The sequence below is a fragment of the Virgibacillus pantothenticus genome (assembly GCF_018075365.1).
GTDB lineage: Bacteria > Bacillota > Bacilli > Bacillales > Amphibacillaceae > Virgibacillus > Virgibacillus pantothenticus.
In genome coordinates, this window is the sequence record NZ_CP073011.1 from 998,642 (window position 1) to 1,021,352 (window position 22,711).

The following is a 22,711-nucleotide window of genomic DNA, read 5'->3' on the forward strand; positions in this document are numbered from 1 at the left end:
GTTTTTACGTATAGCTTATATCAAAGAGGGGGAAAAGTATGTTACAACTGACAGATGTTACGAAGCAATTTGGCGCACATACTGCTGTCAAACAGCTATCTTTAGAAATCCCAGAAAAGGAAATGTTTGGTTTTCTGGGCGGGAATGGCGCTGGAAAGACGACGACGTTTCGGATGATTTTAGGATTATTAGATAAAACATCCGGTGATATTTCATGGCATGGTGAGCCGGTTGATTATGGAAAGAGTCACTTAATTGGTTATCTTCCTGAAGAAAGAGGGCTTTATCCGAAGTTAACAGTAAAGGATCAGCTTACCTATTTAGCAAGACTTAGAGGGATGGTAAAGAGTGAAGCTATCAGTGAGTTGAAAGCATGGCTTGATCGATTTCAAGTTCCGGAATATTTGAACAAGAAAGTAGAAGAATTATCCAAAGGCAATCAGCAAAAGATTCAATTTATTTCTGCGGTAATACATAAACCAAAACTATTAATCTTAGACGAACCATTTTCTGGGCTGGATCCTGTTAACGTGGAAATGTTGAAAGAAGCAGTCGTAGATTTAAAAGAAAAAGGAACATCGATCGTATTTTCTTCTCACCGAATGGAGCACGTCGAAGAGCTTTGTGAGCACTTATGCATATTACATAAAGGCAAGCAAGTTGTTCAAGGGTCTTTACGTGAGATAAAACGTTCATTCGGCAAGAAAAATTTAAGTGTTTATGCTGACTTTCCAGTTGATTTTCTTCGTGATTTTCCTGGTGTTACGAAATATAAAGCGGTGATGGAAGGCTGTCAGCTGCAAATTGAAAATGAGCTCGTTTCTCAGGAAATTTTTACAGCGCTGCAAGGAAAAGGCTTTGTACGGAAGTTTGACTTGGAAGAGCCGTCTCTTAATGATATTTTTATCGCGAAAGTAGGTGCTTCCTATGAATAAGTTTTGGATTATATTAGGTCATACGTACACGACAAGGATTAAATCAAAAACATTTATTATTACCACATTAATTACATTAATTCTAATATTTGCTTTAACCAATATTAAAACGATTATCGATGTTTTTTCTGATGGGGAAGCAGATCAAATTGCTGTTATTGACGAGACCAATGAATTATATAAACCTCTAACGGAAAACATGAAGCAAACAAGTGAAGAGATAGAGCTCACGCTTTATGACGGAACTGAAGAAGAAGCGAAACAAGCTGTAGAGGAAGAAGATTATACAGCACTTATTGTATTAACTATGAATGAAAATAAGCTGCCTAAAGCAACTTACTACGCCAATAGCATTTCTCAATCTAGTTTGCAAACGACATTGGAGCAACAGTTGCAACAATTAAAGGCCATGTACGCAACGGAGCAGGCAGGTGTTGATCCTGTTGCATTAGCGATGATTAATGAACCAGTGACGTTTGATACTGTCGCTTTGGATAAGTCAGCTAAAACCGAAGAAGAGCTCAACCAAGCTCGAGGAATTGTATATATCATGTTGTTTTTGTTATACATTACAGTCATTATGTATGGCAATATGATCGCCACAGATGTAGCGACGGAAAAATCATCGCGAGTGATGGAAATCCTTATTTCCAGTGCGCCGCCAGTGACGCATATGTTTGCTAAGATTTTCGGTGTAGCGCTAGTAGGATTAACGCAAATAGCACTGTTTTTAGGGTCTGGGTATGCCCTTATTTCTGCAAAGGATGAAGCAACACAAGAACTATTTGCTCAATTTGGGATTGGTTCTGCTTCCATGTCGATTTATATTTATGCCATTGTTTTCTTTATCTTAGGCTACCTGCTCTACGCAACCCTTGCAGCGATGTTAGGCTCATTGGTAAGTCGAATTGAAGATGCTCAGCAATTGACCATGCCGATGATATTTTTAATTATGATTGCATTTATTATTGCTATGAGTGGCCTTGCTACACCAGAGGCTGGATTTATTAAAGTAACGTCATTTATTCCATTCTTTACACCAATGATTATGTTCTTACGGGTTGGTATGCTGGATGTTCCTATTTGGGAGGTAGCATTATCCATCGGTCTGTTAATTGGTACTATCATTATTCTAGCTCTTCTTGGAGCAAAAGTGTATCGTGGCGGTGTCCTAATGTATGGACGTTCCAGCTCGCTAAAGGATTTCAAAAAAGCACTTGCGCTTTCGAAAAAGGAAAAATAAATAAATAGTAAAAGCTCTGTTTCTAGGCAGAGCTTTTTTCATTGTATAGGAAACTTGCTGGTGGATAACGAAATAACCGAATCGTCACGTCCGGCGCATGAGCCCAGCAACGATGCGACTTTAGAAATGCGCCCTACGATAAGTCATCATCGGTTCGTCGCTAAGGGGAAGGCCGACTAAAAACGGGCTTGCCGCTCAGGCGTGGCATACCCCTGTTTTTAGTGGCATGATTCCGATTCCTAAATCTTTAGTTGATTCGTTCCATTCGCTACGTTGCTAAACGGGCGCCCCGCGCCTTTGTTCTTATCCCGCAGGTAAGTTGCTTTAAGATTCTACATAAAGAGTTGGGGATCATTTAAAATAGGGAGATCAAGTACCTAACTGTCCGATTCGTTTAACGAAACACTGATTAGGAACTGGGGGAAACTCCCTAATGAAAGATTTCACTTTAAAGTTAACATGTTTAATTAAGCTGTTTTGATAAAAGTAATGCGAACGTGCATTCTTAAAGTGAATTTGCTAAAATGAGAAGAGAATCGGAGGTGGGAATGTGACAAAGGAAATCACGTTTCTTCATGCTGCAGATCTGCATTTAGACAGTCCGTTTAAAGGATTAGCTTCTGCACCTGAGGATATATTTAAAGACATACGTAAGAGTACATTTACAGCTTTAGATAACTTAGTGAAGGCTGCGATTCAGCATCACGTAGATTTTGTCTTACTCGTAGGTGACCTGTTTGATAACGAACAGCAGAGCTTACAAGCGCAAATTCGTTTAAAGCGCGCTTTTGAAACGCTTCAGCAACATGGCATTACTGTGTTTTTATCTTATGGAAACCATGATCATTTAAATGGAAATGCACATTCTGTACCATATCCGGATAATGTTATTGAATTTAAAGAGGGAGCTGTCACTTCTTATACATATGTTAAACATGACGAACCGTTAGCTGTCATTTACGGTTTCAGTTATCAAGAACGAGCGGTGCAGAATAATAAAACGAGCGAGTACCAGATTACTGATTTGTCCGTCCCATTTCATATTGGGATGTTGCACGGAAGTGTACAAAGCAATACCGATCATGATACATATGCACCTTTTAAAATAAGCGATCTTACAGGCGAGGATATGGATTATTGGGCGCTTGGGCACATTCATCGGCAACAAGTGTTAAAACAAACGCCACCTATCATTTACCCAGGGAATACACAAGGACGCCATCGCAAGGAAACTGGAGAAAAAGGCTGTTATCATGTTCGCCTTACAAAGGAAAAGGCGGAACTAGAATTTTTCCCATTACATGCTATTCAAATCAGCCATTTTTCATTAGATCTTACTTCATGCCCATCCGTATTTGAAATGGAGAGGGAGATTTTAAACTCATTGGAACAGCATAAAGCTGCAACATCTCAATTAGTCGACTTAACTTTAGCAAGTAAGGATGATCGTATCAAGGAATGGGATCGTTCCGGAGATGTAGAAGAAGTAATTGCACTAGTAAACGAAACACTCACGCAACCTAAAAACTGGGTGTACATCTTTCATCACCAGGTTCAAACCCAAATCGTAATCGACGAATCATTGTATCAAGGCCAGCATTTCATTGGAGAAATGCTTCGTGAAGCTGATAAGCTGACCGTTCAGCCGTTACTTACCGATCTCTATCAGCAAAAGCAAGCGCGAAAGTTTTTACAGCCGTTAACAATAGAGGAAGAGCACGAAATAACAGCAGCAGCTAAAGAGTTACTCGTTCACGAGCTGTTAAAGGAATGAGGGGAAAACGTGATTATTCAACGAGCCACCATTTTTGGTTTTGGGAAATGGGTGAATGAAACCTTTGATTTTTCCGAACAACAAGTAACTTATGTTTATGGGGAAAATGAATCAGGAAAATCCACGTTACATGCATTTCTCCTATTTATGTTATTTGGTTTTCCTCCTAAACAATGTGAGTTTTATCGTCCCAAGACAAGCGGGCAAATAGGAGGCAGATTGACCATTTCTCAAGGAGAAGAGACGTTCATGATTGAACGTTTGCACAACGTAAGAAATGGAGAAGCATTGATTTATACATCAGATGGGGAACAAAAAGGAGAAGCATGGCTTAAAGAACAATTAAAAGGAATGACATTAGCGACATATCAATCGGTTTTCTCTTTTTCTGCCAAAGACCTGCTGAAAATTACAGAGATGCAAGCAGATGATTTAGGGGAGGTTATTCTTGGTGTTGGCTTAACAGGAGCGAAGAATCTCTATGCAGTAGAAAAACAATTGGAACAACAGCTCGGGGTGTTATTTAAACCATCTGGAAAAAAGCCGCTCATGAATCAACGGTTAACCAAGCTGCAAGATATCCAAGCTCAAGCAAATGATTGGAAACGCTTGGAAGCTACTTATCAAGAAAAGCAAGCGCAAGTCAAGGGGTTGGAGCAAGCAATAGAGCATCTTAAAAAGAACATTCAGGAACTACATGAACAACGGCTTTATGTAGATAAACAAAAACATGCTCTACCGATTATTCAAGCATACCATACAGTCGAAAAGCAGTTGGAGCAAATTCCTAAAGAGATTACCTTTCCAGAAGCAGGAGTCGAACGCTGGGAACGTCTCAAGGAAAAGCTGTTACCTTTAAAAAGTGAAATAGCAGTGTTACAAGCGAACCAAACCCGCTATCGAAGTGAAATCAAAGGATTAACGGAAGCATTATTACCCGTAGACCTTTACCATGAAGGAAAGCTCGTAATGGAGGAGAAGCCTCGATATGAACAACTCACAGAACAAGCAGAGGCTATCTCAAAATCGTTGCAAAAACAGGAGCAACAGTTTGTTCACAGCTGTAATGAATTACAACTACCAATAGACCGTAGCGAGATAGATCAATTGCAACTTTCCGTATTTACAGAAAAGAACTGGAAGAAAATAAAAGAGGATTTGGATCAATTAGATGTTAAACAATTGCAACTGCAACTGGATAAAAAGCAGCAAGCGAAGCAGCGAAGTAAATTAATGGAAGAGAAGCAGGCGATCCAAGAAAGAATAACTTCTGAGCAACAGTTGCACGATTGGAAACAACAGCTACAGCATTCGGCACAAATTTTTACCCCGTCATCCATTGAACAACAAAGTACCAACCAATCTAACTGGAAAAAGCAACAACAGCGGAAGCGAAAACAGACACGCTTGATTTTTTCAGTTCTGATAATAGCTGCTATGCTGTTGGCGGGTATTGGGATCGGGATGGACTATACAGCACTATTACTTTTAGCACCACTAGTGGCTATAGGTGCTGTATTTCAATGGAATTGGCAGGAGCAGTCGATAAAAGAAATGGACAGATTGTTTATGCAGCCAACGAATGGAAGCTATCTGTCGGACACAGAACGAAAGCGTGTGGAGCAGTTAGTGGAGCAGCAATTACAGTTGCGAACGCGGCTTGAAGCGATCGATGAACAATTAAAACGGATAGATGTTCAAGCGTTAAAATGGGAAGAACAACAGCTACAACTAACGGATCAAATGCGCCGCATGGATGAAAGAATACTTGCTGAGCAAGATGCCTATCCTTTTCTAACTCATCTTGCACCTACGTATTGGCCTGATGTATTCCATAGTTTGAAACAATTGCAATATATAAATGGGCGAATGAAGGAAGATGAGGAAACGTATGCAACATTGATGCAACAGCTAGCGATTATTCGTTCTAACATAAACACGTTTGCTCAACATGAAAAATGGGAATGGTCGGAACAGACAGTTCATTTACAGTTTAATTCCATTCAGAAGCTGTTGGAGAAACATGAAGCGGCCGCTAATCAATGTTCATACTATCAAACTCAATTAGCGGAGAGTGAGCTCGCCCTGCATCAAGTAAATCAACAAATGAAGCCTTTAACAGTGGAAATGAATCAGTTACTTGAAACAGCTCATGTTGGAGACGAAGAAGCTTTTTACGAAAAAGAAAATCAAAAACAACTACAGCAATCATTATTAGAAAAGAAAGCAGCATTAGCTAGTCAGCTTGCTTCATTTTTTCCTAAAGATATGTTGGATGCAATAATGGATAAAATTCCAAGATTACTAGACTTGGAACAGCAACAAGAAAAGATGAAGCAAACCACTACCCAGCTGGAAAAAGATTTGGAAAAGCATCAACAAATGTTAGCGACCGTCCATGCAGAGATAGTTGGAATGGAAAAAAGAGAAGATTACTCCACTTTAGTTCACCAAAAGGAAATGGAGCAGGAAGCGCTCCATCAACAGGCAAAACAATGGGCAACGCTTAAAACTGCAAAAGAGATGCTATTGCAGGCAAAGCGATCGTACCAGAACAAATATTTGCACAAGGTGATGGAACGAACAACATTATATTTTCGTGAATTAACAGCGGAAGCTTACCAATATGTTTACCCGCCAACTGCTGAGCAACCATTTACGGTAGAGACAAATGATGGTACACGATTTGATGTTAAAGAACTATCTCAAGGGACGATGGACCAATTGTACGTTGCTTTGCGTTTAGCGGTTAGTGTATGTATAAGTGAAGAACATGCCTTGCCATTTATGATGGATGATGCATTTGTTCATTTTGATTCCATTCGAACAAAACGCGTGACGTCATTGCTTGAAAGAATTGTGCAAAGGCAGCAAGTGATCGTATTCACTTGTAAACAAGATCTTGTTACATTGGCTGAAAAAAGAAGTTTTGTCCAAATGTTAAATTCTATTCGCATTCATTGACAATAAATGATAAACTATTTGCAGATTATGATTATAATGCATGTGGAGGGACATCCAGTGCCAGAGAAAAAAGAGTGTCAAGACTGGGAAAAATATGATGAAACAATTGAAAAATTTATTCAAGTCATTGCCAAAAATATGAACTTATATGGGCTAACATCTTCCGTTGGTAGGCTGTATGGTGTATTGTATTTTGCCGATAAACCAATGACTTTAGATGATATGCGTGATGCGCTTGAAATGAGTAAAACGAGTATGTCGACAGGTGTACGAACGCTGTCAGAAATGAAGATGGTTGAATCTACTTTTAAACGGGGCATTCGAAAAGATTTATATCGATCAGAGGAAGATTGGTATAAATCGTTCACCTCCCTCTTTGGCAATCGTTGGCGCCATCATACAGAAACCAATATTGAAGAAGCAGACGAAGCCATTGCTGAGCTCCAGAAACTACAGGAAGAAACAGATGATGAACAATTAAAAGCAAAGATTAACACAGATATTGAGCGGTTGGAGTATGCTAAAAATTACTACGAATGGTTGATGAAGTTTATTCAAGTGATTGAAAGTGGTAAGATTTTTGACTATATTCCAAAAAATTAACAACTACGAAGATGGACTGATGCTTTTTATAAGGGATCAGTCCCTTTTCGTTACGTTAAAGGAGACAAAAAAAAAGCTTGGTCGAAATGGGAGATGTCGAAGTTATCCGTAGATTAGGCCTTAGTTTCAATGATAGGTTGACTACTGTTTTGAAATTAGGCTTTTCTATAATTTTGCGAGATATGAATGTACAGGCTACGAAGCTTTCTTCACTTCATTTTCCGAAGTGTTAGTAGGTGCATAGGCGCTGTTCAAGCGAAGGGAGATAGGAAGATGAAACAGGATATGAAAAAAGGGATTAGGCATGCTTCGATCGGGGAAGCTTATGAAGGCTTCTTATTAATACGTGAAGCAATCAAGGGTTTAACCAGTAATGGAAAACCATTTTTAACTTTAATGCTTCGCGATGCGACAGGAGAAATAGAGGCGAAGCTATGGGACGCCACTTCAGAGGATGAAACGCTCTTTGTGGCCGAACAAATTGTCCGCGTTGCTGGTGAAATCAATCAATTTCGCGGAAAGCCGCAGCTTAAAATTTTTTCGATTCGACCCTCACAACCAACAGATGATGTGAAAATAGATGATTTTGTGGAAAAAGCTCCTGTGAATAAAGAAAGCTTAATAGAAAAGTTGACAGAAGCTATTTTTGAAATGCAAAATCCAAACTTACAACGGATTGTACGTGCATTTATTAAAAAATATCAAGAGGAACTACTTTCCTATCCAGCTGCGACAAAGAATCACCATGAATATGCGTCAGGATTAGCACATCATATTGTAAGTATGCTAGCAATAGCCAAGGAAATTCACAAACTTTATCCGGAGATTAATAAAGATTTGTTGTATGCCGGGATTATTCTCCATGATATGGCTAAAATAAAAGAGTTATCCGGTGTTGTTTCTACTACCTACACGTTAAAAGGAAAACTGCTTGGACATATTCCTATGATGGTAGAGGAAATTGGAACAATGGCGAAAGAAATGGATATTGAAGGGGAAGAAATTACTGTACTGCAACATGTGGTGTTAAGCCATCATGGGAAAGCAGAATGGGGAAGTCCAAAGCCGCCGCTTGTTCGTGAAGCTGAAGTGTTACACTTAATCGACATGCTGGATGCTAAATTGAATATGCTAAATCGTTCGTTAGAAAAAGTAAAGCCTGGAGAGTTTACAGATAGACTATTTGCTATGGATAATCGTTCCTTCTACAAGCCATTATTTGAGGAATGATAGTAGAAGTTATACCATTTGTTCAATCGGTACGTACAGAATGTAAATGCTAGATTAAAGTACAACGTCAATCATTCCCTTCTCGTACGCAGTGGAAACTTCTTTTAAGTACGAAGGTTATTTTTCCCTCCTGTACGCATATACTTGTACAAGAGACAAATAAGGAGGCGAAAAAAATGATACTCGGTGTGCCTTGGTGGGTATTTGTCATGATTTTACTTATTTTTGTTAGTGGATATATGGCTTTTCGAGGAATGGTTGCTGAAAGGAAAATGGAACAGCATTTTATTGAGCAAGAAGGGGAAGTTTATATGGAACGGCTTAGAAAGGAAAGAGAATTGAAGGGAAGAGGCAATCAATCAAATGAAATAACGTAAAGAGGCTAGTGCCAATGGATGGCCTAGCCTCTGTTTTCATTGAGAGAATTATCCTTTTGCTTCTGTATCTTCAGCGTCCTTTTTCTCTTCATTTTGTTTAAACATATCTTTATACTTGTCGATCTTCACGTCAACATTTGCATCTTGGATCAGCTTATTGATTTTTTCTTGCATTTTAGCAGGATCCATTTTCTTTGTTAGTAGTTCACGACGTAAATCTTCTTTTACGTCTTCAAATTTTCCTAGTTTCTCTTCTTTCTCACGCTTATCATTTACTTTAATGATATGGAAACCATGTTGTGTTTTTACGGGATCGCTAATTTCATTTTTTTTCATACTGTAGGCAGCATCTTCAAACTCCGGAACCATTTGCCCAGCTGAGAAGTAACCGAGGTCGCCGCCTTTTTTAGCACTTCCGTCATCAGTAGAATATTCTTTTGCTAAGTCACTAAAGCCTTTGCCATCGTCCAACTTCTTCTTGACTTCCTTAGCTGTTTTTTCATCCTCCACTAAAATATGCTGTGCTTTTACTTCCGTATTTTTACGGTCGTACAATTGTTTAAGCTCTTCTTCTTTAATTTTTACATCTTCGGCAATAGCTTCTTCCTGCAATAAACTAATCTTTATGATGTTACGCAATTCATCTTCGCTTCCGAATTGCTGTTCAATAGCCATGTCATATTGGTCACCAAGCTGATCTTTCATCTTTTTAATTTCTTCATCAACCTGATCATCTGAAACATCGTACTTATCGCCTAGTACTTCCATGGTTACCAATTCTTGTAAAACTTTTTCGCCGTGGCGATCTTTTAGCGCTTCATAAAACTCTTCTTTCGTCACATTTCCTGCTTTAGTTTCAACGACAGCTTCGTCATCTCCTGAACTACATGCTCCCAGTGCAAGGACACTGACAGCTAATGTGACAGCAATTGCTGTTTTCTTCATACTTAAACACTCCTAATCTGCTTGTACAATAATTCTCCCCTAGCAATTAATATAACATAGAATGATGATAAAAATACAGTTCAATTGATAAATATCAGTAAAAAATTCTTTTACGAAAGTTGCATCGGGGAACTGTTACACCATTGTATTCATTACTCGTAGATAGGAGCTGACGAGAAGAATTGTAATCATTAAATTAATTACCCGAAACATTTTCCCTTGTTTAAGAGCTTCCATTTCCATTTTAATACAGAACTTATGCGTTAAAGAATTAAAAATAAGAAATATGATAAATCCATAGATTAGAAAAATGATATTCATCGTACCCCCCCTTTAATATTAAAAGAATACATCAATACGTATCTTTGAAAAGGAATGACGAAAGGTTCTTTCCATTTCCCTGCCATTTTAAAATATCATATTCTTTACTGTACCAAAAGTTTAATCATCTGAATAGGGGAGATTTGTTTTCCTCGTATGGAAAATCAATACCTGCACTAACCGCAAAAAAGGATCTGAATGGTCTCAGATCCTTGCTTGCTCATGACCTTGAATTAAAATATCTAGGCCATTACCGTCTTCACTACTTTCAATTACTGATTGTTTTGGCGCTTTCCATAAATAACTAATATACAGCAAGTCAATAAAAGCAATTCCAATATTTGCAGATGTAAGTAACAATATATAAACGGAATAATTGTTAAAGTAATAACTGGCAACAACTCCTGGAATGGTTAGTAAAATAGTTGGTGCCAGTGCAACAATGAAATAAGCTTTTTTGGTTAAGTGGTATTTCGTATAATAATAGAATACAGGGAAACATCCATTTTTTAATTTGAAAATGATTTTCATACGTCTATTCATTAAAATTAAAGGAAGTATATGCATAGACGAATGGATTGTTGGCAGCAATAGGAGTAAAAGTAGGAAAGGGATAATACCTGCTTCACTAACTTCTGCTGTTGATCCTTGGGCAATGGTTATCGAGACATATAATAAGATAAAGGAAAACAACGTAATCAAGCTTGACATAAGCAATAATCGATTACGACCAAAATCTTTTGCAAGGTTGATGGATTTCCAGCAATTCATTTGGATCCCCTCCAATTCCTGTTATAAGTTTATTTATCCTCCAAGAATCATAGTAAAAATAACTGGAAAAAGCAATAGGTTTCAAGTAGTTTTTTTACTTGTTAAAAAAAGTTTAAATTTTGTTTTTTGAAACACAGAAGGATGAGTGTAAGTGCCCATGTTTCTGTAAAATTATCATTTTTTAAAATTTAAATTTAAGAAGAAAATCTACATCAATAATAAATTTGTATATGAGGGTTCGCGATACCATGTGTTATCTCATCTGCTTATTGAGCTGTGAGTTTTTATCCTGTATAGAAGGTGAGGGCTCCTAGTTGAGAAGTTGGATAATCTTTACTGCAACAAGTCTCAGTGAGAGATAACAGCGCCTAAATGCCTATTTCGTAAGCGGCGTTTAGGTCATACTTATTATGGTACTAACAAGCCGTGGGGGATGAATAAAAACCTCCACTGATTGAGGATTCACTTTATCATACGTAAGCCTACATACTTATGCTATAATGAAGTAATAAGCTGGAAAGGAGAGGCGAAGGAATACCTATGAAAAATGAGGCAGAAACAACTGCTTTTCACTTACATTTACTTTCCAAGATTATGAATATGGAAGCATATCCTTTCACAAAGTTAATAATAGAATGTGATATAACGGAACAAGAATATAATGAGTTGATTCGTTTGCTTGATTATCTGGATGAACAATTTAAAAGACAAACAGAGGAAGGGTTGTTAGATTTCTCTTCCTTATTAATTCATTTTGCCGGTATGCTTCATGAAAAATTAGAGCTTCATCAAACTATTTTTGCATTAAAAGAAGAAGGATATTATCCTTCTTTAATGAATGCTTTTTTAGCAATTATCGAACATATTAAGGATTAGCATATAAAAATAACCTGTTTTCAGATGGGTTTACATTCTTTTTAAGGGAATGAAATAAGTAAGCCCACTGCTCGTTTTATCACTATATTGTGATTTGTTTTCCTATGCTAATCCCTCTTCATGTCACGAAATAGGTCCTCCATTTTCTGATGGAATTCAATAATCTGCAGCAGTCGTTCTTCGGTTACTTGCATCCCCTGTATCCATACTGCTTTACTATCTTTCATTTCTTTTATTTGCTGTTCTATTTCTAAAAATGAGCTTTTTTGTTGGTGAGCAGCTTCGACCCATTTGTTCATATAAGACACCATAAACGCTTTGAATAACTGTGTATGCGCTTTATAAAGGCTTTTTCGCACCCCTTTCTTCCATACTCTTGTAACTAAGTTTTGATCTGCGAGTGTCCGTATACTCGTGCTCATCGCCGTTTTACTTTTTCCCAATGCCTCTGCCATATCATCTAACGTCATCGGTTTGTCAGCTAAATATAAATATGCAAACAGTCTTGATTCCAATGGTGTAAACCCAAACATTTCAATCGTCTTTGTAAATTCTACTAAAATTTTATTGGTTATATTCTCCGATTGAGGCTTATTCATAAAATCCTCCTAAAACCTTGATATATAAAGGTTACACTAAATCCCCATTTAATAAAACTTAGTCATTGAACAGTATTATGGAGGATATTGGAGCTATATAAAGAATAACGTACATATTTTTCATTCAGTTTTAACTGTACAAAAAATATGTACAAAACTAAAAGAATTTAAAGTTTGTGTTGTAAAAATAAAATCGTTATAGTTATAAAGTAAGTAAATGACATGTTCGGGGCTGACGAAAAACTATAAAACTTCCATTCTAGTTTTTCAAGGACTTCGTATGTGATAGCAATGATCATAAAGTAGTAGTTCGAATGCATGGTCATTGGCTCAAATTAAATAACGAGGTGAAAAGCGTGCCGGTAATAGAGGCGAAAAATGTATCCAAAATATTTGGAAAGAATCCGAAGCAAGCAATCAAGCTGTTGGATAAAGGGTTATCCAAGGAATCTATATTAAAGGAGACAGGTAATACAGTTGGTGTTAATCGAGTTTCTTTTGCGGTTGAGCAAGGAGAAGTGTTTGTGATTATGGGACTATCTGGAAGTGGTAAATCGACACTTGTTCGAATGCTGAATCGACTTATTGAACCAACAGAAGGTACGATTTTGATTGACGGTGAGGATTTAGTATCAATGGATAAACAAGCTCTGCGTAATGTGCGTAGACAAAAACTTAGTATGGTGTTTCAGAATTTTGGGTTATTTCCTCACCGAACCATTTTACAAAATGCGGAATATGGTTTGGAAATTCAAAAAGTAGATAAAGAGGAACGCCAAAAGAAGGCGAAAGAAGCACTGGAACTGGTTGGCTTAGGGGATTATTTGCATCAAAAACCGAACCAGTTATCAGGCGGTATGCAGCAACGTGTAGGGCTCGCTCGCGCATTAGCTAATGATCCCGAAGTATTGTTAATGGATGAAGCTTTCTCTGCGTTAGATCCGTTAATTCGTAAAGAGATGCAGGATGAATTGATGGATTTGCAAAATAAAATGCAAAAGACGATTATATTCATTACGCATGATTTAGACGAAGCGTTGCGAATTGGCGATCGAATTGCGCTCATGAAAGATGGATCGATTGTCCAAATTGGCACGCCAGAAGAAATTCTAGTAAATCCAGAAAATGATTACGTAGAGAAATTCGTTGAAGATGTTGATCGCTCGAAAGTGTTAACTGCGCAGCATATTATGAAACGACCAGAAACCGTTAATTTGGATCGTCATGGTCCGAGAGTTGCGCTGGAAAGAATGCGTGAAGAAGGATTGTCAAGCATCTTTGTCGTTGATAGCAAACGAAATCTCAAAGGTTATATAACAGCAGATATTGCATCAGATGCATTTAAGTCAGGAGTTACAGATTTAAAGGAAATATTGAAAAACGATATTCCAATTGTTGAAAAAGAAACGCCAATGCATGATATTTTTGATTTAATTTATAATTCACCTATTCCAGTTGCAGTAGTTGATAACGAAAAATTAGCAGGAGTAATTGTTAGAGGGGCAGTCATTGCCGCTTTATCCAGTGAGAATGAGGTGAATTTACATGTTGAATAAAGTATTGGATGTCGTACCTGATATACCATTAGCTGATTGGACTGATAGAGCTACTGATTGGATTACAGATACATTTTCCTTTCTATTTGACCCTGTGAAAGAGCAATTTGAGGAGTTTATGAATTTTACGTCTGAGACGTTAATGGTAATCCCTCCACTTATTATTATCCTCGCTGTAGCAATTATTGCGTTCTTTATCTCAGGAAAGAAATTTGCGCTGGCTGCATTTTCCATTGTTGGACTTTGGTTGATCTACAATCAAGGATTATGGGAGAAGCTAATGAATACATTTACGCTCGTATTGTTAGCTAGCATTTTGTCAGTCATTATCGGTGTTCCGATTGGAATTCTGATGTCAAAAAGTAAAATTGCAACAACCATTATTACACCAATTCTTGATTTTATGCAAACAATGCCTGCATTTGTCTACTTAATACCAGCAGTTGCATTCTTTGGTATTGGTATGGTACCTGGCGTGTTTGCGTCATTAATTTTTGCTACTCCGCCAACTGTAAGATTTACGAATTTAGGTATTCGTCAAGTATCTGCGGAGCTCGTAGAAGCATCAGAAGCATTTGGAAGTACAGGTGCTCAGAAGCTGTTTAAAGTAGAGCTTCCCATGGCAAAATCAACCATTATGGCAGGAATTAATCAAACAGTAATGCTCGCTTTATCTATGGTCGTTATTGCGTCGATGATCGGTGCTCCTGGACTGGGAAGAGATGTTCTTTCCGCGTTACAGCGTGCTGAAGCTGGAGCAGGATTTGTTGCTGGTATTGGTATTGTGATTTTAGCGATTATTATGGACCGTTTTACCCAAAGTATGAATAAACAAAAAGATATTTAACCTTATTGGTACCTTTTCTGAGGAAAAGTTTCCATATAATAATGAGTAAAAGGGGAGTTTTTTATTATGTTAAAGCGTAATTGGAAACGTCTTGGCTTAGTAGCTGGACTTTCATTAGCCTTATTTGCAGCGGGGTGTGGATCAGATGATAAAGCATCTGATTCTGGTGAAGGCTCTTCTGATGAAGGAGAAAGCAAAGAAATAGAACTAGTCTATGTAGAGTGGGATTCTGAAATAGCTTCTACACATGTAATTGGAAAGGTATTGGAAGACCAAGGCTTTGATGTTACGTTAACACCTTTGGATAATGCAGTTATGTGGGAAGCAGTAGCTAATGGAGAAGCGGATGGCATGGTAGCAGCATGGCTTCCAGGAACACACAAAAGCCAGTATGAACAATACGGAGATAAAGTAGTTGAATTAGGCGTAAATCTGGAAGGCGCAAAAATTGGCTTAGTTGTGCCAGAATATATGGACGTCGATAGTATTGAGGATCTAGATAAGCAAGCAGGTCAGAATATTACTGGTATTGAGCCAGGTGCAGGTGTCGTAGCTGCCTCAGAAAAAGCGGTTGAGGACTATGAAAACTTGAGTGATTGGACTGTACAGACCTCTTCAAGTGGTGCAATGGCAACTGAGTTAGGCTCTGCGATCGAAAATGAAGAGGAAATCGTAGTAACAGGATGGACTCCACATTGGAAATTTGCGAAATATGATTTGAAGTATTTAGAAGATCCAAAAGGCTCATTTGGAGAGGCTGAAACCATTGAAACAATGGTACGTGAAGGATTAGAAGAAGATATGCCAAATGCATATAAGATTTTAGACCAGTTCAATTGGACAACAGAAGATATGGAAGCTGTTATGTTAGAAATTTCAGATGGAGCTGAGCCTACAGAGGCTGCTGCAAATTGGGTAAAAGAAAATCAGGATAAAGTTGAAGAATGGACGAAAGGCGTAGAGTAAAACTTTTCCATAGCTAGTTTTTGTCGTAGCGTAAAATTTATGTGTTTATAAAGCTGATACTCCTTTGTATCAGCTTTATATATAATCAAGAAAAAATATAGGGAGATGTTTTAGTGCATAAAACAAACTGGTGGAGCAGATTGTTGCTATTAAGTTTCATTATCGCCATCATGCTACTTGCAGCTTGTGGAACGAATGAAGCAAAAGAGGAAAGTAATACGGAAGGAAAATCAGATGAGACGAATTATGGGGAAGCAGTAGATTATACCATTACGGGGATTGAACCTGGTGCAGGAATTACAGTAACGACAGAAAAAGCAATTGAAGAGTATGATAACCTTTCAGGCTGGGAGCTGGAACAGTCTTCCACTGCTGCGATGGTAACGGAATTAGAAGAAGCTATTTCAAGTGAAAGTCCGATTGTAGTAACTGGTTGGAACCCGCATTGGATGTTCGCGAAATTTGCTAACCTGAAATATTTGGAAGATCCAAAAGGCATTTATGGAGATGTAGAAATTATTAAGTCATTGGCAAGAAAAGGACTGAAAGAAGATAAACCGAATGCTTACAAGCTCATTGATCAATTTGAATGGTCAGTGGAAGATATGGAAGGAATCATGTATGAAGCTTCTGAAAGTGGGAAAGAAGTTGCCGATGTAGCGAAACAGTGGGTGGAAGATAATCCAGATAAAACCAAACCATGGACGGAAGGCGTAGAGGATGTAGATGGTGTAGAAATTGAACTTGTGTCAACCCCTTGGGATTCAGAACGAGCTTCTGCCAATGTTGTCGCAGAAGTACTACGTCAAAAAGGCTTTCATGTGACTATTACCCCAGTAGATGTTGCGGTCATGTTTGAAGCAGTAGCCAATGGAGATGGTGATGCTACATTAGCTGCCTGGTTGCCGGCGACCCACAAAGACTTTTACGAAAAATTTAAGGATGACTTTGTCGATCTGGGAGCGAATTTAGAAGGCGCGAAGATTGGTTTAGTCGTACCAGATTATATGGATATTGATTCCATTGAAGACTTACCAGCAAAATAAAAACCTTAATATGTATGCGTTGAAGCTTGTAGAGAAACTTTCTAGTTTTTTTCTGCAAGCTTTTTTCCAGTGTACTCGCTGTAGCTATCGAACGGTAACACCATAATTTCCATAAGAATTTTTCATACCATTATAGTACGTTTATATGTAATAGAGTAATTTCTATATCCAATCAAAGAAGAAAATGATACAAAAAAAGCATATAAAAAGCTTTCCCTGTTGAGAAAGCTTCCCAGCAATGCACAGTTTAATTAATGTTTTTTTACTTTATCTTCAAGGTCTTTGAGACTGGATTCAATTTGCTCTAAATATTGATGAATATTTTCTTGATGTGGCTCCACAGTTGCCTTCCATTCGGTTACGGATTTCTTCATATCCTGCGTCAGTTCTTTCATTAGTGCTGCGCCTTCTTGGGACGTCTCTTTAATTTGATTTTTTAAACGTAAACCATCCTGCTTTAAATGTAACAGCATATCCTTCCATTCTAGACCTCTATCCTTCATCTGTTCGCGGAGGTTTCTTCCAGAAGATGGTGTGCTTAGTAAAGTGATGACTGCACTTACGGTACCTCCAATTGCAATTCCTAACCATAATGATTTTGTATTCGTCATCTATTTATCGCTCCTTTCCTTTTTACTGAGATGGTATTTACAGGTAATTTTATAGTTCATCTTAAGCTTATAGTGTTGCCAAGAAGCATCGTTCTTAAAGCCCTCTTGTAAAAAAATAGCCACTGTCTAATTAAATATTCCTTATTAGTAGCTGTAAGTAAACATATTTCGGTTTGAAAAACCCTCTGGACTATTTTGTATGCCAGAGGATTTTAATTTAGGTATTCATTAATTGCGGTGTTCTTTTTAAAATCCTTTGTACAACTGGATAAACAACAGCTATTATAATTGAATTTAATAACGCTGCTGGCAATACGGCTATGCTAAACATCGCTATAAATGAGCCGTCCATTATTCCGATTAAAAAGAGTGCAACGCTCAAAAATATAGCACCTGAAATCATAGTTCCGACTGCAGTTAATATAACTGCTTGGGTCAGAGGGCTTACCGCTTTAGAAATAACCAAAAATAAGCTTAGAAATATAATTGCAGTAATTGGTTTATCAATCAAATTGGCTATTTGCCCGCCTGGTGCTGTGGTTGTTAAAGCAGATATAGCTCCGGTAGCAATCGAAAGAATCATGACATATTTCAGTCTAGGAAATAGTAGAATTCCTAAAAACATCATAGAAAGCAACATGTCAGGCTTAACTCCAAAAATAACTGGTGGAACAACAGCGTGCAATACAGCGCCAATCCCTACTAGTAACGATAAGGTCACCAATACGCGAATATTCATTTGTAAACTCTCCTCTACTCAACTTTTCTCAGACTATTCATTCCTCAGCTGTACGCTAATTTGTCAGTTGCAGGAACTTATGTTCATTATAACAAATATTTAATAAAATAAAAAGCTATGGGTAGCACTTTACACTCGAATTTTAACGGTCCACTGAAAGAAGTCTCCCTCTTCACGTGTAAAGAGCGTAGCCCAAAGGTGAGGGGAATAAGTTGTGGGTAGTTTAATTAAAATTCTTTGCCTTTAAGTTTGGCGATAAGTGAAACTGCAGTAATCAGCGGAGGTCTTACAGCACCACTTATATTCGGAAAAATGTGGTATGTGTAAAAATATGGATTCGTTAAAAACCAGTGGGTAGTAACTCCACTGGTAAAAAATCAATCACTATTTATTTGTTTTAGTCTATATGTTTTGTTATTGTCCCAGCGATTTTTTGTAAATCATCAGTTGTATAATCATCTGCATGAACTTCCCAATTGGAGGAGAAGCCGTCGTTTTTTCCGTATCGTGGAAGAAGATGGATATGTAAGTGAAAAACGGATTGGTCCGCAGGCTTTTCATTGTTATTGAGTAAGTTCATTCCAATTGGCTGATAAGCTGCTTTAATTGCGTTGGCAATTTTCGGTACTCTGGCAAAAAGTGCAGCAGCGATGTCGGATGGGGTTTCATAAATGTTTTTTACATGTACTTTAGGGATGATTAACGTATGGCCTTTGGTAACTTGACTAATATCTAAAAAGGCGTATACATGCTCATCTTCATACACTTTGGCTGAAGGAATTTCCTGATTTACAATTTTACAAAAAATACAATCTTCATGACTCATTTTATCTCACCTTTCTTTTCCATATTATATCTATTGTATATAGGAAGCGATGAGGTTGTAAAGCAAACCTTCTAAGTAATTTTTTATTTCTCATGAACACAGTAAATGAGCATTTTAATAGGTAATGCTGTCCTTACATTGGTTGTAACTAATAGCATCTGAAAAAGCCAGCCCCGCTGAGGGACTGGCTCGTGTGAAGACGTAAAAGGAAACAGGCTTTGCTAAAGGATATTGTAAAGAGAATCAATGTCAGCAATTCTGCCTGATTGATGTTTGTTTACAATTTCCGTTTTAGTAACTGCTTCTAGAAGAAGCAAGCCTAATTAGTTAGTTGTGGCAGCTTTAATTGCCGTTTGCAAACACCTCATTTTTGTGTTCTTTTTGAAACACAGTTAAATATCGATCGCCAACACCTCATTTGTATGAAGGTTTTTTGTTCGAAACTTAGCTCATTTCAGGTTTGAAACACGAAAAAAATTTGTTTGCTTGATAACTTTTTTACTATCCTTTCGCCTTCATCCATTATTCTGTACAGTCAACAGAAAATTATTCACGAGAAACATTTATTTTGGGAGCTCTTCATATCTATGGTTAGCAACTAGATGTAACGATGATTTGTAGAGACCGCTACAGAATAACCTATGCTTTCCGTTGACCCCGAGCTCAGCCACCACGGAAGCAGTTTGCTTTTTTCCTACGAGGCGTGACCCCACTACACTTCTTTACAACAGGATAGGGGAGAGCGCGTCACAACATATCCTACGAAGAAAATGTGTGTTGTTCTTTTTCGAATCGCCGTGTTTTTCTTTCGCTAGTTAGCATCATTACCATATTTATTCACTTACCAACTATTTATTTTAGTGTTTGGTTTACATTTTTGATCTTCAAGCATGCATGTTTCTTACACTTTTTCTAATGATAAGCTCTGGTTGTAAGCAAATATCTTTTTGCACGTTAACTTTTTTTTGTGTTTTCTCATAGAGCTGTTTGAAGGCAGCTTCACTTAATTTTTTCACATCTTGTTTAATAGACGATAACTCAACTCCAAATAGGTAAGGGTAAATCGTATTATCATAACTGATTACCGAGTAATCGTTTGGTATTGTTTTGTTTTGTTCATAAATACTATGGATGAAACCAAGTGCCATCATATCATTTGTAATAAATACAGCTGTAATATCTTTTTTTAATAATTCTTTTCCAGCAACATAGCCACTTTCCTTTTTATAGTCGCCTGTTACAATATTATTTTGATTGATTGGAATGTTAAATTCTTTTAATGCACGTAAATATCCGTTCAAACGGAATTGACCATTAACGAAACTTGAACTAGCAATACAGCCAATTTTTCGATGTCCATTTTCCAATAAATGTTTTACAGCGATATAGGCACCGTATTCATTATCAAACCAAACTTTGTCACAAGAGAGTTCAGAAAACACACGGTCGAGCAAAATATATGGAACGGGGAGCAGCTGCAATTTTTTAATTAGCTCCGTCTTATTTTGCCATGATTCACTCCCAGGAATAAGAAAGATACCTTCTACAGAACGCGATAGCAATAAATCCAGTAATGCAATATCATTTTCAAATTGATCATTTGAATTAACAATGATTAATGTATAACCATGTGAGCGGCATTGCAATTCAATATGTTTTGCCAATGAAGAGAAAAAGATATTTTCAATGTCAGGTATGATTAAACCGAATGTTTTCGTTTGCTTTGTAACAAGACTTCTCGCTATTTGGTTTGCAGTGTAGTTAAGGTCCTTGGCAATTTGCTTAATTTCATCTCTTTTCTGTTGCGAAACACGGCATGGTCTATTGTTTAATACTAATGACACTGTGCTTGGAGAGACACCTGCTTTCTTGGCAATATCTTTAATGGTTACTTTCACTATTTACATCCCCTATAAATTAATCATTTATATTTCATTTTACTAAATAAAGTTGGGAATGTCTTATTATAGAAGTGAATCCAGATGTGCCACTTGCTTGTGTTTAGAGACAATATTCTTTTTATTGTATTTATTAACCCACTTTTATAAAAAGAGGATCATTGAAAGAACGAACATGAAAATGACACCAGAAATCATTGGTACAGAAGTGCGTTTTATAATATCTAATGGATCTACTTTTAACGTTCCCGCAATTATTAGTACAACAGCTGCTACAGGAGATACTGCTCGGAATAAATTACCTGCAAGTCCCATTGGGATGGAAATAGCTACTGGACTAATGCCAGCTGCTTCAGCTAATGGAACCATTAAAGGTATCATGGCAAAGAATAATGCGATACCGCTTCCACTTAGTAAGACAATTAGTGCAGTAAAAGCAACTAAAATTAGTGGTAAAACAAAATTAAAACCTTGTCCATGGAAGTTTTGCATGGCTGACTGTAATGCATCTATTAACCCGATGGATTTTAAGCCGGTAACAAATACAGAAGCAGCAACTATTAGTGCTACAATCGGAATTGCCTTTCCCATGCCATCAAAAAACTTCTCCGTATTTTTTAACACAGCTTTATTATCTTTTTGACGAATCAATTCACAAATAACTGCAAGAATTAATGAAAATAGAACGGCAATTTCCACACTAATAGAAACGGTTATATCCGTTGTCATATCTAAAACAAATGAAATAAGTAGGAGGACAATTGGGAAAATAGGTAACATAGCGTATACTGTTTTGAACAGTTTTCCTCCTGTTATTTCTTCTACGTTTTCTATTTCAATCGACTCCTGATTTCTAGCAGTTAAAGATTTTTTATCCATGCGTCTCTGCCAAAAATAATGGACCATTGCAATAAATATTAACGTTGGAATAGAAACAATGGCGTGATATTGAAAGACGTAATCTGTCACAGATAAATCGGTAAAAGCAGCATATTTTGCAAATTCTTCAGACACCGCTACGTTATCACTACCTAATGGGGTTGGGATAATTGTAGCTGATGTAGCAATTACTGCAGCAATACTTAATGGTGACATTCCAGCTCTTTTTAAAACTGGATATAAAGTAGCTAATAACAAAATGGCTAATGTAGAAGCGCTTGGAATAACAAGTGAAAGCAGATTTCCTAATAAAAATACAGTCGGCACTAGAAAATAGACAGATTTAATTTTTCCAATCGGTTTTGTCAAGACTTGTACAGTAACATCGTTGGCGCCGATGGAAGACATATATGCCGTGTATCCGCCAAGCATCAGGATAATGAGTCCTGCTTGAGTAAATGTCGCTTTGAACTGTTGAACAATAACTTGTAGCGGGTCAAGCAGTATAGAACCTGTTGGCTCAAAGTCAGTGAAAGCCACCTCATTACCCAAGCCAGCACTTATGAATATTAAAAGGATACCGATCGAAAATAACGCAACTTTAATATCCATTTTTTTTACTAACATATATACCACAATGATAACTGCCGCAATTGCCGAACTATACATGATTATATCGTGTGTCATCGTAATTTCTCCTGTCTA

The 22,711-nt window shown here is 37.4% G+C and carries 21 protein-coding genes; 12 read left to right on the forward strand and 9 right to left on the reverse strand.

Annotated features, from left to right (window positions below):
• Positions 1-38: 38 nt before the first annotated feature.
• The 7 genes from KBP50_RS04740 (at position 39) to KBP50_RS04770 (ending at position 9,126) form a co-directional block, all read left to right on the forward strand.
• A complete protein-coding gene (locus tag KBP50_RS04740) occupies positions 39-935 on the forward strand; it encodes an ABC transporter ATP-binding protein (RefSeq protein WP_050350234.1) in 897 nt (298 codons plus the stop codon).
• Positions 928-2,178 carry an ABC transporter permease gene (locus KBP50_RS04745; RefSeq protein WP_050350235.1) on the forward strand — a complete coding sequence of 417 codons (1,251 nt, stop codon included), beginning with the start codon at positions 928-930 and terminating at the stop codon, positions 2,176-2,178. Before KBP50_RS04740 ends, KBP50_RS04745 begins: the two co-directional genes overlap by 8 nt.
• 550 nt (positions 2,179-2,728) lie before the next feature.
• Positions 2,729-3,952, forward strand: a complete 1,224-nt coding sequence (locus KBP50_RS04750) for a metallophosphoesterase family protein (protein WP_050350236.1) — start codon at positions 2,729-2,731, stop codon at positions 3,950-3,952.
• A gap of 9 nt (positions 3,953-3,961) precedes the next feature.
• On the forward strand, positions 3,962-6,916 hold the full coding sequence (locus KBP50_RS04755; protein WP_050350237.1) for an ATP-binding protein: 2,955 nt from the start codon (positions 3,962-3,964) through the stop codon (positions 6,914-6,916).
• 57 nt (positions 6,917-6,973) lie between these two features.
• Positions 6,974-7,519, forward strand: a complete 546-nt coding sequence (locus KBP50_RS04760; protein ID WP_082240857.1) for a GbsR/MarR family transcriptional regulator — start codon at positions 6,974-6,976, stop codon at positions 7,517-7,519.
• Between the two features lie 285 nt (positions 7,520-7,804).
• Entirely contained in the window at positions 7,805-8,749 is a 945-nt protein-coding gene (gene yhaM / locus KBP50_RS04765) for a 3'-5' exoribonuclease YhaM (RefSeq protein ID WP_050350444.1), read from the forward strand.
• Between the two features lie 176 nt (positions 8,750-8,925).
• Entirely contained in the window at positions 8,926-9,126 is a 201-nt protein-coding gene (locus KBP50_RS04770; protein ID WP_175609428.1) for a sporulation YhaL family protein, read from the forward strand.
• A gap of 48 nt (positions 9,127-9,174) precedes the next feature.
• Here the strand turns inward: KBP50_RS04770 and KBP50_RS04775 are convergent, their stop codons facing one another.
• The 3 genes from KBP50_RS04775 to KBP50_RS04785 form a co-directional block, all read right to left on the reverse strand.
• Positions 9,175-10,071: a peptidylprolyl isomerase gene (locus KBP50_RS04775; protein WP_050350239.1), complete on the reverse strand. Its 897-nt coding sequence runs from the start codon at positions 10,069-10,071 to the stop codon at positions 9,175-9,177.
• A 135-nt stretch (positions 10,072-10,206) separates the two neighbouring features.
• Positions 10,207-10,392, reverse strand: coding sequence for a hypothetical protein (locus KBP50_RS04780; protein WP_050350240.1), 186 nt, complete (start codon positions 10,390-10,392; stop codon positions 10,207-10,209).
• 204 nt (positions 10,393-10,596) lie between these two features.
• The gene (locus KBP50_RS04785; protein ID WP_050350241.1) at positions 10,597-11,163 is read right to left on the reverse strand and encodes a DUF3267 domain-containing protein; all 567 of its coding nucleotides are present in this window, start codon (positions 11,161-11,163) and stop codon (positions 10,597-10,599) included.
• 540 nt (positions 11,164-11,703) lie between these two features.
• Between KBP50_RS04785 and KBP50_RS04790 the strand changes: the two genes are divergently transcribed.
• Positions 11,704-12,039 (forward strand): DUF1878 family protein, encoded by a 336-nt coding sequence (locus KBP50_RS04790; protein ID WP_050350242.1) that lies wholly within the window; start codon positions 11,704-11,706, stop codon positions 12,037-12,039.
• Positions 12,040-12,146: 107 nt separating this feature from the next.
• Here the strand turns inward: KBP50_RS04790 and KBP50_RS04795 are convergent, their stop codons facing one another.
• Positions 12,147-12,638 carry a GbsR/MarR family transcriptional regulator gene (locus tag KBP50_RS04795; RefSeq protein ID WP_050350243.1) on the reverse strand — a complete coding sequence of 164 codons (492 nt, stop codon included), beginning with the start codon at positions 12,636-12,638 and terminating at the stop codon, positions 12,147-12,149.
• A gap of 356 nt (positions 12,639-12,994) precedes the next feature.
• On the opposite strand from KBP50_RS04795, the gene KBP50_RS04800 reads away from it, so the two are divergent.
• From KBP50_RS04800 to KBP50_RS04815, 4 genes are all read left to right on the forward strand, one after another.
• Positions 12,995-14,194: a quaternary amine ABC transporter ATP-binding protein gene (locus KBP50_RS04800; RefSeq protein ID WP_050350244.1), complete on the forward strand. Its 1,200-nt coding sequence runs from the start codon at positions 12,995-12,997 to the stop codon at positions 14,192-14,194.
• Complete coding sequence (locus KBP50_RS04805; RefSeq protein WP_050350245.1) at positions 14,184-15,041, forward strand: ABC transporter permease; 858 nt, start codon at positions 14,184-14,186, stop codon at positions 15,039-15,041. Before KBP50_RS04800 ends, KBP50_RS04805 begins: the two co-directional genes overlap by 11 nt.
• A 66-nt stretch (positions 15,042-15,107) precedes the next feature.
• Complete coding sequence (locus tag KBP50_RS04810; protein ID WP_050350246.1) at positions 15,108-16,007, forward strand: glycine betaine ABC transporter substrate-binding protein; 900 nt, start codon at positions 15,108-15,110, stop codon at positions 16,005-16,007.
• A 170-nt stretch (positions 16,008-16,177) separates the two neighbouring features.
• Positions 16,178-17,053: a glycine betaine ABC transporter substrate-binding protein gene (locus tag KBP50_RS04815; protein WP_050350446.1), complete on the forward strand. Its 876-nt coding sequence runs from the start codon at positions 16,178-16,180 to the stop codon at positions 17,051-17,053.
• 251 nt (positions 17,054-17,304) lie between these two features.
• Here the strand turns inward: KBP50_RS04815 and KBP50_RS04820 are convergent, their stop codons facing one another.
• The 5 genes from KBP50_RS04820 to dcuC form a co-directional block, all read right to left on the reverse strand.
• Entirely contained in the window at positions 17,305-17,664 is a 360-nt protein-coding gene (locus KBP50_RS04820; RefSeq protein WP_050350247.1) for a YtxH domain-containing protein, read from the reverse strand.
• A gap of 217 nt (positions 17,665-17,881) precedes the next feature.
• Entirely contained in the window at positions 17,882-18,403 is a 522-nt protein-coding gene (locus KBP50_RS04825; protein WP_050350248.1) for a tryptophan transporter, read from the reverse strand.
• A gap of 397 nt (positions 18,404-18,800) precedes the next feature.
• Positions 18,801-19,229, reverse strand: coding sequence for an HIT family protein (locus KBP50_RS04830; protein WP_050350249.1), 429 nt, complete (start codon positions 19,227-19,229; stop codon positions 18,801-18,803).
• Positions 19,230-20,113: 884 nt separating this feature from the next.
• Positions 20,114-21,127, reverse strand: a complete 1,014-nt coding sequence (locus tag KBP50_RS04835) for a LacI family DNA-binding transcriptional regulator (RefSeq protein WP_050350250.1) — start codon at positions 21,125-21,127, stop codon at positions 20,114-20,116.
• A gap of 144 nt (positions 21,128-21,271) precedes the next feature.
• Entirely contained in the window at positions 21,272-22,693 is a 1,422-nt protein-coding gene (dcuC, locus tag KBP50_RS04840) for a C4-dicarboxylate transporter DcuC (protein ID WP_050350251.1), read from the reverse strand.
• Positions 22,694-22,711: the final 18 nt, after the last annotated feature.

Excerpts from the sequence above, each read along its gene's own strand:
- KBP50_RS04795 (WP_050350243.1), bottom strand. The coding sequence starts at position 12,638 with ATGAATAAGCCTCAATCGGAGAATATAACCAATAAAATTTTAGTAGAA.
- KBP50_RS04790 (WP_050350242.1), top strand. The coding sequence starts at position 11,704 with ATGAAAAATGAGGCAGAAACAACTGCTTTTCACTTACATTTACTTTCC.
- KBP50_RS04830 (WP_050350249.1), bottom strand. The coding sequence starts at position 19,229 with ATGAGTCATGAAGATTGTATTTTTTGTAAAATTGTAAATCAGGAAATT.
- KBP50_RS04740 (WP_050350234.1), top strand. The coding sequence starts at position 39 with ATGTTACAACTGACAGATGTTACGAAGCAATTTGGCGCACATACTGCT.
- KBP50_RS04780 (WP_050350240.1), bottom strand. The coding sequence starts at position 10,392 with ATGAATATCATTTTTCTAATCTATGGATTTATCATATTTCTTATTTTT.
- KBP50_RS04805 (WP_050350245.1), top strand. The coding sequence starts at position 14,184 with ATGTTGAATAAAGTATTGGATGTCGTACCTGATATACCATTAGCTGAT.
- KBP50_RS04745 (WP_050350235.1), top strand. The coding sequence starts at position 928 with ATGAATAAGTTTTGGATTATATTAGGTCATACGTACACGACAAGGATT.
- KBP50_RS04770 (WP_175609428.1), top strand. The coding sequence starts at position 8,926 with ATGATACTCGGTGTGCCTTGGTGGGTATTTGTCATGATTTTACTTATT.
- KBP50_RS04825 (WP_050350248.1), bottom strand. The coding sequence starts at position 18,403 with ATGAATATTCGCGTATTGGTGACCTTATCGTTACTAGTAGGGATTGGC.
- KBP50_RS04815 (WP_050350446.1), top strand. The coding sequence starts at position 16,178 with ATGCTACTTGCAGCTTGTGGAACGAATGAAGCAAAAGAGGAAAGTAAT.
- yhaM (WP_050350444.1), top strand. The coding sequence starts at position 7,805 with ATGAAAAAAGGGATTAGGCATGCTTCGATCGGGGAAGCTTATGAAGGC.
- KBP50_RS04775 (WP_050350239.1), bottom strand. The coding sequence starts at position 10,071 with ATGAAGAAAACAGCAATTGCTGTCACATTAGCTGTCAGTGTCCTTGCA.
- KBP50_RS04820 (WP_050350247.1), bottom strand. The coding sequence starts at position 17,664 with ATGACGAATACAAAATCATTATGGTTAGGAATTGCAATTGGAGGTACC.
- KBP50_RS04810 (WP_050350246.1), top strand. The coding sequence starts at position 15,108 with ATGTTAAAGCGTAATTGGAAACGTCTTGGCTTAGTAGCTGGACTTTCA.
- dcuC (WP_050350251.1), bottom strand. The coding sequence starts at position 22,693 with ATGACACACGATATAATCATGTATAGTTCGGCAATTGCGGCAGTTATC.
- KBP50_RS04785 (WP_050350241.1), bottom strand. The coding sequence starts at position 11,163 with ATGAATTGCTGGAAATCCATCAACCTTGCAAAAGATTTTGGTCGTAAT.